This is a genomic window from Ruegeria sp. AL11 (genome assembly GCF_056540865.1).
This window is the reverse complement of sequence record NZ_JBQFXO010000007.1, coordinates 1-15,922: the sequence shown is the minus strand read 5'-3', so window position 1 is coordinate 15,922 and position 15,922 is coordinate 1. Positions and strand designations below refer to the sequence as shown.

The 15,922-nt window shown below is 58.6% G+C and carries 15 protein-coding genes and 1 pseudogene; 5 read left to right on the top strand and 11 right to left on the bottom strand.

Going from position 1 to position 15,922, the window contains the following annotated elements:
- Nucleotides 1–15: 15 nt before the first annotated feature.
- The 5 genes from ACR0IP_RS12375 to ACR0IP_RS12355 form a co-directional block, all read right to left on the bottom strand.
- Entirely contained in the window at nucleotides 16–1,611 is a 1,596-nt protein-coding gene (locus ACR0IP_RS12375; protein WP_480525834.1) for a FumA C-terminus/TtdB family hydratase beta subunit, read from the bottom strand.
- A gap of 266 nt (nucleotides 1,612–1,877) precedes the next feature.
- On the bottom strand, nucleotides 1,878–4,085 hold the full coding sequence (locus tag ACR0IP_RS12370; protein ID WP_480525832.1) for a hybrid sensor histidine kinase/response regulator: 2,208 nt from the start codon (nucleotides 4,083–4,085) through the stop codon (nucleotides 1,878–1,880).
- A 3-nt stretch (nucleotides 4,086–4,088) separates the two neighbouring features.
- Nucleotides 4,089–5,258 (bottom strand): FIST N-terminal domain-containing protein, encoded by a 1,170-nt coding sequence (locus ACR0IP_RS12365; RefSeq protein WP_480525830.1) that lies wholly within the window; start codon nucleotides 5,256–5,258, stop codon nucleotides 4,089–4,091.
- Between the two features lie 52 nt (nucleotides 5,259–5,310).
- Nucleotides 5,311–5,988, bottom strand: coding sequence for a response regulator (locus tag ACR0IP_RS12360; protein ID WP_170378656.1), 678 nt, complete (start codon nucleotides 5,986–5,988; stop codon nucleotides 5,311–5,313).
- A gap of 140 nt (nucleotides 5,989–6,128) precedes the next feature.
- Nucleotides 6,129–7,895, bottom strand: coding sequence for a PQQ-dependent methanol/ethanol family dehydrogenase (locus ACR0IP_RS12355; protein ID WP_170378658.1), 1,767 nt, complete (start codon nucleotides 7,893–7,895; stop codon nucleotides 6,129–6,131).
- A 176-nt stretch (nucleotides 7,896–8,071) separates the two neighbouring features.
- Between ACR0IP_RS12355 and ACR0IP_RS12350 the strand changes: the two genes are divergently transcribed.
- Nucleotides 8,072–8,626 (top strand): hypothetical protein, encoded by a 555-nt coding sequence (locus tag ACR0IP_RS12350; RefSeq protein ID WP_480525828.1) that lies wholly within the window; start codon nucleotides 8,072–8,074, stop codon nucleotides 8,624–8,626.
- Nucleotides 8,627–8,711: 85 nt separating this feature from the next.
- Here ACR0IP_RS12350 and ACR0IP_RS12345 read toward each other — a convergent pair whose 3' ends face one another.
- The 6 genes from ACR0IP_RS12345 to ACR0IP_RS12320 all read right to left on the bottom strand — a co-directional run bounded on the left by ACR0IP_RS12345 (nucleotide 8,712) and on the right by ACR0IP_RS12320 (nucleotide 13,437).
- Entirely contained in the window at nucleotides 8,712–9,251 is a 540-nt protein-coding gene (locus ACR0IP_RS12345) for a sel1 repeat family protein (protein ID WP_170378662.1), read from the bottom strand.
- Nucleotides 9,252–9,326: 75 nt separating this feature from the next.
- Complete coding sequence (locus ACR0IP_RS12340) at nucleotides 9,327–10,118, bottom strand: ABC transporter permease (RefSeq protein ID WP_170378663.1); 792 nt, start codon at nucleotides 10,116–10,118, stop codon at nucleotides 9,327–9,329.
- A complete protein-coding gene (locus ACR0IP_RS12335) occupies nucleotides 10,115–10,834 on the bottom strand; it encodes an ABC transporter ATP-binding protein (RefSeq protein ID WP_170378665.1) in 720 nt (239 codons plus the stop codon). Before ACR0IP_RS12335 ends, ACR0IP_RS12340 begins: the two co-directional genes overlap by 4 nt.
- Nucleotides 10,831–11,280, bottom strand: a complete 450-nt coding sequence (locus ACR0IP_RS12330) for a hypothetical protein (protein ID WP_480525825.1) — start codon at nucleotides 11,278–11,280, stop codon at nucleotides 10,831–10,833. Before ACR0IP_RS12330 ends, ACR0IP_RS12335 begins: the two co-directional genes overlap by 4 nt.
- Nucleotides 11,281–11,302: 22 nt before the next feature.
- A complete protein-coding gene (locus ACR0IP_RS12325) occupies nucleotides 11,303–12,265 on the bottom strand; it encodes a YVTN family beta-propeller repeat protein (protein WP_480525823.1) in 963 nt (320 codons plus the stop codon).
- A gap of 5 nt (nucleotides 12,266–12,270) precedes the next feature.
- Complete coding sequence (locus ACR0IP_RS12320; RefSeq protein ID WP_480525821.1) at nucleotides 12,271–13,437, bottom strand: ABC transporter substrate-binding protein; 1,167 nt, start codon at nucleotides 13,435–13,437, stop codon at nucleotides 12,271–12,273.
- A gap of 156 nt (nucleotides 13,438–13,593) precedes the next feature.
- On the opposite strand from ACR0IP_RS12320, the gene pedF reads away from it, so the two are divergent.
- The 4 genes and pseudogenes from pedF to ACR0IP_RS12300 form a co-directional block, all read left to right on the top strand.
- Nucleotides 13,594–14,274 (top strand): cytochrome c-550 PedF, encoded by a 681-nt coding sequence (gene pedF / locus ACR0IP_RS12315; RefSeq protein ID WP_170675949.1) that lies wholly within the window; start codon nucleotides 13,594–13,596, stop codon nucleotides 14,272–14,274.
- 18 nt (nucleotides 14,275–14,292) lie between these two features.
- Nucleotides 14,293–15,189, top strand: a complete 897-nt coding sequence (locus tag ACR0IP_RS12310; RefSeq protein ID WP_480525819.1) for a substrate-binding periplasmic protein — start codon at nucleotides 14,293–14,295, stop codon at nucleotides 15,187–15,189.
- A gap of 69 nt (nucleotides 15,190–15,258) precedes the next feature.
- Nucleotides 15,259–15,798 carry an SRPBCC family protein gene (locus ACR0IP_RS12305; protein WP_480525817.1) on the top strand — a complete coding sequence of 180 codons (540 nt, stop codon included), beginning with the start codon at nucleotides 15,259–15,261 and terminating at the stop codon, nucleotides 15,796–15,798.
- 27 nt (nucleotides 15,799–15,825) lie between these two features.
- Nucleotides 15,826–15,922 (top strand): annotated as a pseudogene (locus tag ACR0IP_RS12300) ((2Fe-2S)-binding protein); the annotation flags it as partial.

The window sequence follows — 15,922 nt, the reverse complement described above, 5'->3', positions numbered from 1 at the left end:
TGCGGCTCCTGTGCGCTAGAAGGCGGGTTTGCGGGTAAAGAAGTCTCCTCCCTTGTCGTCAATAATCACAAACGCCGGGAAATCCACGACTTTTATGCGAAAGACGGCCTCCATCCCGAAGTTGGGAAAATCCAGCGTTTCGATGTTCTTGATGACGTCCTTGCCCAAAACTGCCGCCGCCCCACCGACCGAGCCCAGGAAGAACCCACCATGCTCCTTGCAGCTTCGCACGACCGAGGGCGCACGATTGCCCTTGGCGATCATCACGCGGGACGCGCCCAGCGCCTGCAGTTCCGGCACATAGGGGTCCATCCGCGCGGCTGTGGTTGGCCCGAACGAGCCTGAGGTATACCCTTCGGGCGTCTTGGCCGGGCCCGCGTAGTAGACCGGGTGATCGCGGATGTAGTCCGGCAGCTCCTGACCCTTTCGGATCATCCGGGCCAATTCGGCATGCACCAGATCGCGCGCGACAATCATGGTGCCGGACAGCAAAACCGGGCTGGAGACGGACAGCTTGGACAATTCAGCACAGATATCATCCATCGGCTGGTCCAGGTTGATCCGGGTTGCGGATTGCGCCGCGACATCCTGCGCAGGCAGGAACCGAGCCGGGTCATGTTCCAACTGCTCGACCCAGATCCCATCCCGGTCGATCCGCCCCTTGATCTGGCGATCCGCCGAACAGCTGACACCCATGCCAACCGGCAGGCTTCCTCCGTGACGCGGCAGGCGAATGACGCGCACGTCATGACAGAAGTATTTCCCGCCAAACTGAGCGCCCAGCGACATGTTGCGGGTCAACTCCAATATCTGCGCCTCAAGCTCCAGATCGCGAAAGGCACGCCCATCGGGGCTGCCAGTCGTAGGAAGGTCATCCAATTCCTTGGCCGAGGCTTTTTTGACCATTTTCAGACAGTGTTCGGCCGACAGCCCCCCAATGACAATGGCTAGATGGTATGGCGGGCAGGCCGTTGTACCCAAGGTCCGTATCTTCTCATCAAAGAATGCAAGTATCCGCTCGGGTTCCAGCAATCGCCTTGTTTCCTGGAACAAAAACGTCTTGTTGGCCGAGCCACCCCCTTTGGCCATGAACAGGAACTCCAGAGCATCCCCGCTGAGCGCCTCGATGTCGATCTGCGCAGGCAGGTTGGTGCCGGTGTTCTGTTCGCGGTACATACTGAGAGGGGCCATTTGCGAAAAGCGCAAGTTGCGCGTTTCCCAAGTGTCCTTGACCCCCTGCTCGACCGCCGCGTGCAGATCGCCCTGGACCAGAACGTTCTGGCCCTTCTTACCGTGAATGATCGCCGTTCCGGTGTCCTGACAGCTCGGGAATTCTCGCTCGGCCGAGATCACAGCGTTCTTCAGCAACTCCAGTGCCACGTAGTGATCGTTGGCCGAGGCATCCGTGTCATCGAGAATCTCGCGTAGCTGGGCAAGATGGCTGGGGCGCAACAGATGCGAGACATCCGTAAAGGCGGCTGAGGTCAAATTGCTGACAGCCTCGGACGACACCCGCAGGAAGGTTTCATCATCGAACCGGGCGGTTTCCAGCCCTTCATTGCTGAGATGGCGATAGCAGGTCGTGCCGATTGTTTTCGTTGTCTGGGTCATGGCGCGCACCCTAGTGAGACACGTAGAAACAATCAATAGATCTTACCTTACTCGATATTTTATTAAATGGTAATTACCAAAAGAAAACCGCGCCAGAATACCCGATCTTAGGGAACGACAATTCGCACTACGCAAGGCATCACACCCCATGATCAAACCGGCTCAGCATTCGTCGACCCATTTGTCCTTCGTTCCGCGCGGGTCAGTCTTCAACAACATCAAAGTCAAGATCCAGCAGCCACGGTTCGCGCGGACCTGCACAAAGATCAACTCGAAATCAAACTGACCAACTGATGTCTAAGCTCCTTGGCGTCAATTGGCTTGTGGATTAACTCTAGCCCGTTCGACTGGCACTCTTCCGCCGTTTCAGGAGAGCGGTTGGCCGAGATGATGCAGGCGGGCACATCGCTGAATTCCGCTCTGATCCGACGCACTGCCTCAGTCCCGGTTTTTCCGTTATCCAGCTGGTAGTCCGCTACTATCGCATCGGGTGTGATACCGATCTCGCGCAGCAGGTCCACGGCCTGATCCTCACTACCACATTCCAGCACGTGAACGCCCCAGGACTCGAGCGTCAGAGTCAGTGCATTTCTGAGATTTACGTCATTTTCAATCAGCAAAACGATCATGTCGGCCAGTTGACCCGTTTTCCTGTCGGCAGCCGCGGGGCGGCCTTCGCTGAACTGCCCTTGGTCCAGTACCACAGGGATTTCGACGGAGAACACCGTGCCTTTTCCCAACTCGGAGCGCAGATGAATCGGGTGGTTGAGCAACCCGCAGGCGCGCTCGACGATGGCGAGACCAAGGCCCATGCCTTCGGCGGCGCTCGCGTCGGATTGCACCCGCTTGAATTCCTGAAAAACCATGTCGCGTTGATCGGCGGCGATGCCTATTCCGGTATCCAGCACCTCAATCGACACGCGGGTTTTGCGACGCTTCACCCCAACCAGAACCTTGCCGGTGTCGGTATAGCGGATTGCGTTGGACAAGAGGTTCTGAAGGATGCGCCGCAAGTAGCTGGCATCACTGGCCACAAGCGCGCTGGTCGGCACCACCCGTAATTCCAATCCTTTGGCCTGTGCAACCGGGCGGAAAGCGTCCTCCATCTGCTTGAACATATCACCAACCGACACGGTCGAGAGGTGGACCGTCGCGCTACCGGAATCCAGCTTCGAAATATCCAGTAGCGCTTCAAGGATATGTTCCACGCTGTTTAGCGCACTTTCCGCCTTTGTGGCCACATCATGCGTTTCCGACTGATCCAACCCGTTTTTCAGCGAAGCCACATAAAGCTTGGCGGCGGACAAAGGTTGCAACAGATCATGACTTGCAGCGGCAACAAAGCGGGACTTTGACGCATTGGCCCGTTCCGCCTCGCCCAGCGCGTCGGCCAGTTCAACGGTGCGCGCTTCAACCCGCTTTTCCAGCAATTCCTTGGCGTCCTGAAGCGCTTGCGCCGATTTTCGTTCCGCCGTTACATCGGTAAAAGAAATCACATAGCCCTTGTCGGGCATTTCCTGCGCAAAGACAGACAGGATTTTCGACCGCCCCCGATGTAACTGAAACCGCAAGGGCCGCCGAGAGGTGGCCCGCTTGGTCCAGTCGGACAAATCACCCCAGCTCATCCCCGGTTGGAAACTCATGTTCCAACCTAGCCGATCATAGAGCGTTTCAAATTGCGTGCCCATTTGGAATTGCCCAACCGGGATCGCCAGCAGCTCACTGGCCCGGTTGTTCCAACCAATTAAACGGTGCTTGTTGTCGAAGATACAAACGCCCTGATCGATATGTTCCAGTGTGGCGCGGATCAGGCGAGATTTGTCATCCAGAATGCGGTCGCGTTCTAGCCGCTCGACCCGCATGATATCGGTCACATCCGTCTGCAGGATAACTGTGCCTGCGTCCTTCGTGCGATGCTCCGAGACCTGCATCCAGCGATTGCCGCTCAGGCCCACATTGAACACCACATGGTCATCCGCATGACGCGTCAATCGAAGCTCGGCCCAGTCCACAGGTGCAACCCCTTCCGGCAGCAGCAGAGAGCTCGACCGGCTCACGAGATCGACATATTCTGTAAAGCGCAGACCTGGCTTCAGCCGACCTTGGATATCGGGCATATGCAACCCAAAGCGACTGTTGCAAAGCACCAGTTTTTCATCGCGCCCAAACAAGGCAAAGCCATCCTGCACCGCCTCGATCGCGTTCGCCAAATCGGACCGAGCAGCTTCGGTTTCCTCATTGGCCTTGGCCAATTGCGCGTTGGACGCGTTCAGAAGGTCCAGAGCGCGCTCCAGATCATCCGTGCGGGTGCGGATCTCTTGTTCCAACACGGCGGCGCGCTGGAATTGCGCATAAGCAGCACCCGAGGCATCGGTAGATTCCTCGACCCGACGCATCAGCGCCTCGACGATCTTCAGCAGTTTTTCATTCTGGCGTTCGATCGGATCCAGCGGGTCGGTCAGATGCTCGATCATCCGCTAGTCGTCCCTGGGCGGGTAGATCGCCACCCCGGTCATCGTCTGATTGACGTGGATCGAGTTGAACTGCTCACCATAGGTCGAGAATCCGACCACATGATTGTCCGACAGAATGCGCGAGATTTCGTGCGTTTTCTGTTTCTCCTGCGCCTCGAGCCTCCGCAGGATACAGTCGCAGGCCAGGATCGTGTCGGGCTTTTGCTTTTCGTTCAGCGCCGCGATCTCTTCCTGCAGATGCACCGTCATGTCGCGCGGTTCGGCTAGGGTCAGAACCAGCCCCTCATCAATGGCCGAAAAGAACACCAGATCGCCATTACCCGCAACCTGTTGAATGGCCCGTACATGATGTTGACCTCCGATCTGGACGACGACCGGATGAGCCGCGAAGGTAAAGGGGGTCAGCTGTTCGGGGTCTTTGCCAAGGATGCGCGCATATTCCCGCGCTGCGGGTTCTGCGTTGATTTCCTGAACGATGCGGTTGGCGGGGTCGGCTTTGGTCACGACCATACGCTGCGCGGCGGGAACAAGATGATCTGTCTTGAACACCTTGATCGGGCACGAGGTTCGCACCTGCACCAAAATGGCCGCGTTCTCCAACGCCTGTGATCCATGCAGAACATAGGTATGGCCGAACTCGGTCCCGTCGCCGGCAGACCCACCGAACAGAGGCACCGGCCCCAACCCCATCGCCAGCTCGGATGTCAGCTCGTCTTCTTTGGTGGACAAGCCGTCGATCATCAAGAAGGTGAATTCGTTTTCCCAAGCGGGAAAGCTGCGCGTCATTGCGGTTCGGTTATGGATCATTTCGGCAATGATGTCTTGCGCACAGAAATCATTCAGGTCCGGCAACAGAATGGTGCGCGTTTCAAAATGTGAGCGCGGCAAGGCAAGTGCGACGATCTGATCCTCGTTATAGCCACCTTCGGCAAGCTCTCCGGCGGTGGTGCATCCGACCACCATCGTGGGCGCAAATTCCTGTTCAGCCTCGGCGATCACCGCCGCGGCATCGGCATTGGGGCTGACAAACAGAATGATCAGCGCCATGGGATCATCCCCCAACGACTTGGACAGTTCCCTGACTGCGTTATCGGCGCTGCATTCCGCAAATGCCGTCTTTACGATGCCTGGCCTGACGGACTGGGCGCTGGCCCATCCGAATGCTTGGTTCATCGCGACTCCTCCCTAAAGCCCGACGATTGCTGAGAGGTTAGAGTATCTGACCCTATTCTTGCAATACGCTGGCAAACGATGCTTTCTTGGCAATCAGAACCGCCTGAGTGCGGCTTTGAACGCCAAGTTTCCGCATGATTGCAGTGACATGCGCCTTAACCGTTGTTTCGGCAATCGACAGGTCATAGGCGATCTGCTTGTTCAACTTGCCCTCGCAGATCAGTTGCAGAATGCGGCCCTGTTGATTGGTCAGCGCGGCAAGCCGGTTAACCGCATCGCTATGTTCATCCTCTTCCTCATCTTCGATCAGAACGCAGCCATCGGGGACAAAAATCCCCCCCGCATGCACCGTCTCGAACGCGGTGCGGAACACATCGCGCTGGCTATGCTTGGGCACGTATCCCGATGCTCCTGCCTTGATCACTTGACTGATCACACGGTTGTCGGTCAACGAGGACACAACAATCACCGGCGCATCCGCCGCGGATTTCAAGCGCACCAGACCATCCAGGCCATCCACATCCGGCAGGTTCAGGTCCAGCATCACCGCATCCGGTTTCAGCCCTTTGGCCACCAGCTCCATAGCGTTTTCCAAACGGTCTGCGGTGTGAATTTCGCCGATCTCGGCCACGCTGCGCAGGGTCATCGACAAGGCGTCGCAGAACAGCGGGTGATCGTCGACAATCAGAACATTCTCAAAGTCGGTCTGTCTGGCGGGTTCTGCAAGCATCAAGGTCGCCTTTGCATTGAAACTCTCTTTGCTCTGAGTCTAGCAACACCGTCAGCATACGCCTACTGGCGGAAGGTCGTAGACCAAAGAAAACGCGCGCCCGGATACCGAGCGCGCGCTCTTTAGGTTCAGAACCCGCCTCAGTTCGCCGAGGCCAGCTCTTTCGGCAGGCGGAAGGTCCACAAGGTACCGCCCTGGTTCAGGTAGTTGACCTTCTTGGCCACTTCGCCGCCCCACAGCGGAACCGCACCGCCCCAGCCGGAGATGATCGAGACATATTGCTCGCCATCCTGTTCCCAGGTCACAGGTTGACCGACGATGCCGGAACCGGTCTGGAACGACCACAGTTTCTCACCGGTTTCGTCATCGAGCGCGATGAATTCGCCCTCGGGGGTGCCGAAGAACACCAGGCCACCAGCCGTGGTCATCACACCCGACCACAGCGGAGCGTCGTTCTTAAATTCCCACTTCCACTCGCCGGTATCGGGGTCGATGGCCTTGAGCGAGCCGATGTGATCTTCGTAGTTCGGCTTGATGGTAAAGCCCGCGCCCAGATAGGCGGCACCTTTTTTGTAGGTGATCGGCTCATTCCAGATATCCATGCCCCATTCGTTCGAAGGCACGTAGAAATTACCGGTATTCTGCGAGAACGACATTGGCATCCAGTTCTTGCCACCTAGGAACGACGGCGAGGCAAAGATGACCTCACCCTTGTTGCCATCAGCCGCAGCGGCTGGATCACCGGGGCGATTATTTTCGACAAAGATCGGACGTCCGGTCTCATCAATTCCGTCGGCCCATGTGATGTCCTTGACGAAAGGTGTCGCCGAGACGAACCCACCATCCTCACGGTTCAGAACATAGAAGTACCCGTTCCGGTCGGCAGTGGCGTAGCGCTGGTTGCCCTCGCGGTCGGTATAGGCAACCACTTCGTTCACACCGTCATAGTCCCAGCCTTCACGCGGGGTGGTTTGAAAATGCCACTTGATCTCGCCGGTTTTGGGATCGATCCCGATGCGGCTGGCGGCATAGAGGTTGTCGCCCTTGTTGCCTTCGGTGGGGGTGCCCGCATTGCGCAGCCAGCTGTTCCACGGGGCCGGATTGCCTGCGCCGAAGACCAGCGTATCGGTGTCAGCGTCGTAAGAGCCGCCCAACCAGGTCGCGCCGCCGCCGGTTTTCCACATGTCACCGGGCCAGGTTGCGTTCAGCTCTCCGGTCATGGTGCTTTCTTCGCCATTCAGCGTGCCCATGTGCCCTTCGATCACGGGGCGTTCCCAGACCAGATCGCCGGTATTGACGTCCCGGGCCTGAACCGCGCCAACGATGCCAAACTCACCGCCCGAGTTGCCGGTAATGACAAGGCCATCAACGATCAGCGGGGCAGCCGTATAGGAATATCCCGCCTTGTAGTCAGCAATCTTGTCACGCCAGACCACATCGCCCGTGTCCTTGTTCAGCGCCACGATCCGTGCGTCCAGCGTGCCGAAAATGACCTTGTCGCCATAGATGGCGGCTCCTCGGTTGACCACGTCACAGCAGGGCAGAATGCCTTCGGGCAGGCGGGCATCGTATTGCCAGACCTCTTTGCCGGTCTCCAGATCAATTGCATAGAGGCGTGAATACGACCCGGTGATATACATCATCCCGTCATAGATCAGCGGCTGGGTTTCCTGCCCGCGCTGCTTTTCTCCGCCAAGACTGAAGGCCCAGGCCGGAAGCAGGTTCTTGACGTTGTCCTTGTTCAGCATGTCCAGCGGGCTGTAGCGCTGCAAATGCCGCCCCATACCATTGGTCACAACCTGAGTTGTGATCGTTTGGTCATTGGCCAGATCGTCTTCGGTAACTTCTGCATAGGCTGCGCCGGTTGCGACAATGCTCGCAGCTGCGGCCATGATAAACCGGTTCATCGGTATCCTCCCTAGACTTATGTCTTTCCTCCACGCCGAATCTCCGACGCGTCGGGATTGTTGGCGAGAGTATTATTCGCAGGCAGGCACCGGTGTTGGAATTGCACATTGGTCGTAGGGCGCTATCACCCGATTTCAACTAGGTTGAGCCATCTTTTTTGATGCGCGAGGCGATGATGCGGCGGCTTTTCACTTGGTTTATCCCTGCGGTTTTGATCTACGCGCAGCCTGCGCTGGCCGATCCTCTGTCGGGGCAGAAGGCCATTTCTCTGGTCGATGGAGAAGGCAACAAGCTGTTGATCGGAAACGTGACTTTCGAACCCAAGGGCGACGCCAAAGCCTATCAAATCGACCTGAGCGCGGGCCCCTTCGCAGACCATTTCCTGTCCATGCGCCCGTTTCGCTGTCTTGAGGGGGCGGACAAACACTGGTGCCATGTCCCCTACCCTTATGCTCTAAGGCGCGAGGTCTCGGACGGCAATCTGACCGATCTGGAATACGACCTGCTGTTTATCCACAAGGGCGCCACCGAATACGGCATTGATATGTGGAACGGGGTCTACTACCGCCTGCAACGCGATGGCGACCGCCTGATCGGACAGTTGCACGAAATGGATATGGGCATCCTATCGGCCCCACCCGAAGACGGAGATATGAGGCCCGTATCCGAGGCAGACATCCACGAGGCCGATCCCGATAGTCACTGGCTGCCTAAGGTCGTGATAGACTGATCAGAGGTTGGTTGCGATTTGGGCAACCTTGCACCATCGGGCGCCCGTGCCTTTTCCAGTGTTCGGCTACTCCAGCGCACCCAGCTCAGAATAGTGGCGCGTATTTCCACTCATCTGCGTCCGGCGTGACCTCGTTCGGATCATAGCCAGACTCTTGCAGACGTTTGGCGATCTTCAGGCCGTCGCTTGCGGCTTCATCCACATAGGCGCGGCCTAGCTCGGGGTCTTGCGCCACCCCGTGGCCGCGTAGCAGGTTGAGGCCGTAGTTGAACTTGCCCACCGGATCGCCCAGATCAGCGGCGCGTTTGTCCCAGGCGGCGGCGGCATCAGGATCGTAGTCTCCGCCCAACCCGTTATTGTCTAGCTGCCCCATCCATGTCATCGCGCCGGTATACCCGGCATTGGCGCAACTTTCGAACAGCTTGCGCGCCATCTCGTGACGGCCGGACTTGGTGATGTAGTAACCGGTTGCGCAGGTCGTCATATCGGTGACGCCATTGTCAATATTGCTCATGACGCGGCCAAAGCCCGTGTCCTGCGGGTTAAGCGTGCCGAACTCATCCTCGACCGTCTGAGCCGAGGCGGCTGTGCCCAGAAACAGTAATGCAATTGCGATACGGATCATGAAAGAACCCTCCGTTTGAAAGGCATCCTAGCGTATCGGGGGGCGCATTTCACCTCTGCCATAGTCGTAGACGGCTCAGCGACCGCGGCGTTTGATCCCGCGGGCCGGGTCATAACCCCAAAGCGCAAGGCCCAGGAAGGCCAGACCGGCAAGGATGGTCCAGCCAAGGGCCGGGCCGTTGAACTGACCATAGAGCGCAAATCGGATCAGTTCGACCGCATGGGTAAAAGGGTTGAGCGCGCAGATATCACGCAGCAGGGCCGAGCTTTCGGCCATCTTCCACAGCGGATAGAGCGCCGAGGACAAGAAGAACATCGGGAAGATGACAAAATTCATCACCCCCGCAAAATTCTCAAGCTGTTTGATGGCCGAGGACAGCGCTAGACCGAGAGCGCCGAGCATCAGCCCGGCAATGATCAGCGCAGGAAAGACGCACAGATATCCGTACCACGGCATATCAATCCCGTAGATCGCGGCCACCGCCAGAAACGTATAGACCTGCAGGATCGAGATCGTGGTGCTGGCCAGCAGGCGGCAGAACAACAGCCACCATCGCGGCAGAGGGCTGGTCAGTAGCAACCGCATCGACCCCATCTCGCGGTCATAAACAAGGCTGAGGGAGCTTTGCATGCCGTTGAACAGCATGATCATGCCGCATAGGCCCGGCACGATGTAGATCTCATAGGTTATGTAGGTCTGATAGGGCGGCGTGATCGACAGGCCCAATGCCGCGCGGAACCCGGCGGCAAAGACAACCAGCCAGACCAGTGGGCGTACCAACGCGGCGATGAACCGGCTGCGCTGGCGGATAAAGCGCAGCGCCTCGCGGATCAAGATCGCGCGCAGGGCGATCAGCGCGCCGGTCATGCGGAGGCCCCGGTCATCGACAGGAACACCTGTTGCAGGGGTTTGTCGCCGGTGATGTCGCGGCAGGTGCCTTGTGTCAGCATCTTCCCCCGATGCAGGATTGCAAGCTGATCGTCGGGGGTGATCTCATCGGTCAGATGGGTGGCCCATAACACGGTCAGCCCATCCTGTGCTGACAGATCATGCACATGTTGGGTGATGGCACTTCGCGCGGCGGCATCCAGCCCCACCGTCGGTTCGTCCAGCAACAGGACCGAGGGCGCGTGGATCAGGCAACGCGCAATCTCCAGCCGTCTGCGGTGGCCGCCATTCAGATCGCGGGTGCGTTCGCTTGCGCGTTCGGCCATTTCCAGACGTTCCAAAGCGGCGGCGATGCGGGTCTCGGCTGTGCGGCCTGACAGGCCATGCAAAGCGGCGAAATAGCTGAGGTTGCGATAAACCGTCAGGTCCAGATCCAGCGTCGGCTGCTGGAACACCACCCCGATCTGCGCCAAAGCCTGACGGGGCTGTTTCGAGATATCGAACCCCGCCACCTCAATCACCCCCTGCGCGGTGGTGAACAGGCGAGTCAGCAGGGAAAACAGCGTCGATTTCCCTGCTCCATTGGGCCCCAGCAACGCGCAAAACGCGCCCTGCGGGACGTGAAAGCTCACGTCATCAAGGGCGCGTTTGTCGCCATAGGCGTAGCTGACATTGCGGACCGAAAGCCCTGTCACTTAATGGTAATCTCCAGCCGCTGCGTTTCGCCGGTGCTGCCCGGCACTTTCAGATAGTAGCTGCCCGGCTTGATCGCGACAAAGCCTATTTCCATCTCGCCCGCCTCGTCAAACTCAACGGAATCGACGCCCAGAGGTCTGATTTCCAACCCTTCGACAACGATCTCATCCACCCAGATCGCGCGGAAGAACTCTGGCCCGACCAGAGCCAGTTCCTGACTGCCGTCGCCCTGAATTTCGAACTCATAATAGGTGCCGGATTTCAGCACCCACGGGGCCTCGGCCAAGGGCACACCGGCGGAGAGAGTAATCGGAGGCAGGTCTTCCTTGTTCTTGGCCGACAGAATTCCGGCCAGACCAAAGCCGTCGTCATCATCATCGTCAGCCAAAGCCGCAGCAGGCAAAGCCATAGCCAACATCGCGGCCACGCATATCAGTCGCTTCATCTCTATAGTCTCCTCAATCTCGTCAGTTGGTCGGACGGAAGGCCGCGCCCCAGGGGAAACGCCCAACCTTGATCGTCTTGATCGGTTCGCGCTTGGCCACATCGATCACGGTCACATCGCCAGACACGCCGTTGGTAGTGAACAGCAGCGACTTGTCGGCGTTGAAATCCATATGCCAGACGCGGCGGCCCACGAGGATGTAGTCTTCAACCTCATAGGTTTCGGCATTCACGGCCGCCACATGGTTCGACGGTCCCAGCGCGACAAAGGCTGTCTCATCGCCGTTGGACAGCTCAAACCCCACGGGCTGCACCCGGTCAGGGTGGACGCCTTCGACCTCGAACTCGATCTTGGCCTTTTCGGTCTGGGTTTCCACATCGAACACGGTGATGGTGCCGCCGATTTCCGAGCTGACCCACAGCTCGGTCCCATCCTTCAGGAATTCGGCATGGCGCGGGCGGGAATCGACGAGAGTGTTGGCGAACAACTCTTGTGTCTCGGTGTCGATCCAATGGGCCATGTTGGTGGTCTCGGACGTGGTAATGGCGATCTTGCCATCGGGCGACACGGCCATCCCTTCGGGTTCGATCCCCACGTCGATCTGCGCAATCACCGTGCGCGATTCCGTATCCACCACTGTGGTGATCGCGTCATCCTCGTTGGCGATATAAAGGTGCTTGTCATTGGGGTGCAGCACAAACTGCTCGGGGTCCTCGCCCGAAGGTAGGTCATGCAGAATCTCGCCGGTCTCGGGGTCCATCACCTGAACTGAGTCACTGTCGGACGCGCAGATATACAAAACCGAGTAGTCCTTGGAAAACGTTATCCCACGCGGGCGTTCGCCGGTCTCAATCATGCGGATCACCTCAAGCGTTTCGATGTCGATCACGCTGAGCGTGTCGTCCTTTTCATTGCTGATCCAGATCTCATCCGCAGTGGCCGGAGCGCAGAGCGCGGTTGCTGCCAGAAATGCTGCTAGTCTCATCGCTACTACTCCTTAAATGCCTGACACTGGCTTTCGGCTTCATCAATACCCAGCGTGTCCAGTTCGGTGCGTTGATGCAGAAAACCCTCGAGCGGGGCCATCGCCACCACGGCGCGATCCGTGACTAGAGGGATGGGCTGCCGCAACTGGCCATTCCAAGCCCGGAAATTCATCGCGCGGCCTTTGAATCCGGCCAGTTCGAAATCATCCGACAGGATATAGTCGCGCAGAACCGCCGGATCGTCGGATTGGGTGCGCGTCACCGCCTCGCCCAAGGCCCGGTAGGCCGCCCATGCGGCGTAATCCTTGGGGCGCATAGCCCGCCCTGCCTGATCGGCAAAACGGTTTTGCATCTGCACAGCGCCCCATTGTTCAACCACGCGCGACCAAGTGACGGGCTGCAAGCCTTCGGACCCGGCAACGGGGCGCGGTTCCCATGTGTTGTAAGGGATGTAGCGGCCGAAATCGTCCAACTCATCGGCGACAAGCAGCACGTCATAATCGCCGAAATCCTGCGTAAACAGTGGCACTTCCTGCGCTGCGTTGCGCCGCAGATCGGCATCGAACACCCATGTCTTTTCTGCTTGCAGCTCCAAACGGAACTTTTGCAGAGACCGTTTCAGCGCCTCGGCAAAGGCCTGATCCCCTGGATGCTCGCCCGCGATCAGCACGATTTCGTCCCACCGGCGTTTGACGAGGAATTGCGCCAGAGCGTCTGTGCGCATCACGTCCGATGGCAAGGTGTGCAGCAGGTTGGCGCGGCACTCGGCCTCGCGCAGCGATACATCGGGGGCCGAGGCGTTAAACAGCACTGCACCCGCCGCTTCGGGCAGATCGGCGACCTCAAGCTGCGCTTGCGCAGGCGCGTCCAGAATGACAAAGGGACCATTGGCCAAGGCCTGCCGCGCGGCTTGCACCCAGTCCCCACCTTCGGGCACCGTGGTCACTGTCAGATCATATTTGTGACCCAGGAACTTCGCCGTCGTCAGATTGTCGGCCAGACCCAGCTCAGCCCCTGCCATGCCCAGGTCTTCAGGAATCGGGTCGAGGTTGGACAGCACCGGAGGACGCTCGACCTCTTGCTGCAGATAGGTCACTGAAATCGCGACCTCGGCCTGCGCAGCGCCAGCCTTCAGCGCCAAGGCTGCAAGAACAAAAGAAAATCTGAACATTCTGCGCCTCCTCCCCGGCCCTAAAAGTAAAAGCCGGTCGAAAATGGGAAAACCATTCGACCTTAGTCGCAGATTTTGCCCATCTGCAACCAAGGTCGAATGTCGCGATGAATTTGCCTGCGCTATGACCGGGGAAAGCTTCAATAGGAGGATGAGATGCGTCTTGGTTTTTACAGCGCGGCGCTTGCGGCTACGGTGACAGCGGGAATGGCGCTGGCACATGGAGATGTCGCGCCCCAGCCGGTAAATACGGATGCCCTGCCCGACGTGAGCGAGGAATGGCTGATCGAGAACCCCTATCGCGATCAGGGCGAAGAGGTCTGGCAGGCTGCAATCGAAATCGGCGATTCCGGCTACAACCAGAACTGCGCACGCTGCCACGGTCTGGGCGTCGTATCGGGCGGCCTGGCCCCCGACCTGCGCTACCTCGAGGCCGAAGAATACGGCGATGAATGGTACATCGAACGCTTCCGTGAAGGCTATACCCAGAACGGCATCACCAAGATGCCCGCCTTTGGTGATCTGTTGGGCCAAAAAGCCGCCTGGGCCATCCGCACCTATATCGAAACCCGCCCCGATGACGGCGCGTTGGACGATCATTCGGACCGGTTGAAGGAAATCCGCGACGAGCTGGCTGCTATGGCAGAAGGTGCGGAAGGGGACACAGCCGCCTTGCAAACCGAACTGACCGAGATCGCGGGTACAATCGAAACCGGCTCAGGCGCGCCTGTGGCCGACTCGGTGGCCCTGCGCGCTGCGGTGCTGATCTCGGGCGAGGCCCCGGATTTCGCACAAGCGGCGGAACAGCTGACTATCGGATTGTCTGCCGCGCAATAGAACGGCAGACTGGGGCACATGATCGGACGCCATTTCATTCTCTCCCTGTTGGTCGCCGCCCTGTCCGCCGGGTCGGCTCTGGCCAGGTGTGAAGACCATGTGCCCCAACCCAAACCCCAGAATGCCAGCCGTGATATCGTGGGCGCGGATCTCGATACCATTGTCGAGCGCGGCTATATCGAATTCGCTGCCTACGAAGACTTCGCGCCCTGGTCCTTTGAGGAGGATGGCAAGATACAGGGCGTGGACATCGAAATCGGCAAGCTGATCGCACAGGATCTGGGGGTCGAGCCCCGGTTCAATCTGGTCGCGGCAGGAGAAAACCTAGAGGCCGATCTGCGCAACTGGATCTGGAAAGGTCCTCTGATCAACGGGCGCGTGGCCAATGTCATGCTGCACATTCCCTATGACAGCGAATTTGCCTGCCGCGTTGAACAGGTGGTGTTCACCGGTCAGTATCACGACGAGGAAATCGCCATCGCCTTTCGCCGCGATGCTTATCCCGAAGACCCCCCGGTTCCGGCCTATTTCCGTTTTGACACCGTCGCGGTCGAAAACGATTCGATTGCCGATTTCTACCTGTCGTCTTTTCCCGGCGGACAACTGTCGCAGAATGTCAGCCGGTTCCCAACCGCAGATCAAGCGATGGCGGCTCTGGCCGCAGGAGAAACGATGGCCGCAATGGGTCCCCGCGCCCAGCTAGAGGCCGGGTTGACCCCGGATCTGGATATCCACACCCCTCCGCTGCCCGGCTTTGCCGTCAGCACCTGGACCAGCGGCGTGGCCGTTCATTTTGCCTATCGCGGCCTCAGCTATGCGGTCGATGATGCGATCTATGCAGCACTTCAGGATGGCCGCATCGCCAAAATCTTCGAGGATTACGGGCTGACGCACACCCCTCCCGAACTGCGCTGACTACGCCCAAGGTCGCATATGCATTGCGGCCCTGACGCCCTAGGTTGGAAAAAACTCTGGAGGAGTGACATGGAGTTACATGACAGCCGCACAATAGCCGCGCCACGGTCCGAGGTTTGGAATGCCCTGCTGTCGGCAGATGTTTTGCGTGAATGCGTCCCTGGCTGCCAGGAGATGACCGGCACCGCCGAGGACGGGTTCGACGCCACAGTGGTGCAGAAAGTCGGCCCCGTCAAAGCCACGTTCAAAGGGAAAGTGACACTGTCCGACATGGTGTCCGGGGAAAGCCTGAAATTGTCGGGCGAAGGCAAGGGCGGCGCCGCCGGTTTTGCCAAGGGCGCAGCAGATGTCACGCTGTCCGACGTCCCCGAAGGCACCTTGCTGACCTACAATGTTGATGCACGCGTGGGCGGCAAGCTGGCCCAACTGGGCGGGCGTGTCGTGGACGGTTTCGCCAAAAAAATGGCGGATCAGTTCTTTCAGAATTTCCAAAGTGCGGTCGAGGTCGAGCCTGAGGCCCCCGCCGACGAAGCGGCAGCTGAACCCGAACAACAAGCGGAAGAGGCAACCGAAAAGAAAGGCTGGCTCAAGCGCGTTTTGGGCGGTTGAGCTACAGATTTAAGGGAGGAAAATGTGATGAAAATATCGCTGACTGTGAATGGCATGTCTGTGAGCGGTGAAGTTGAGGGTCGGACGTTATTGTCTGGTTTTTTGCGGGATCATTTGTCTTTGA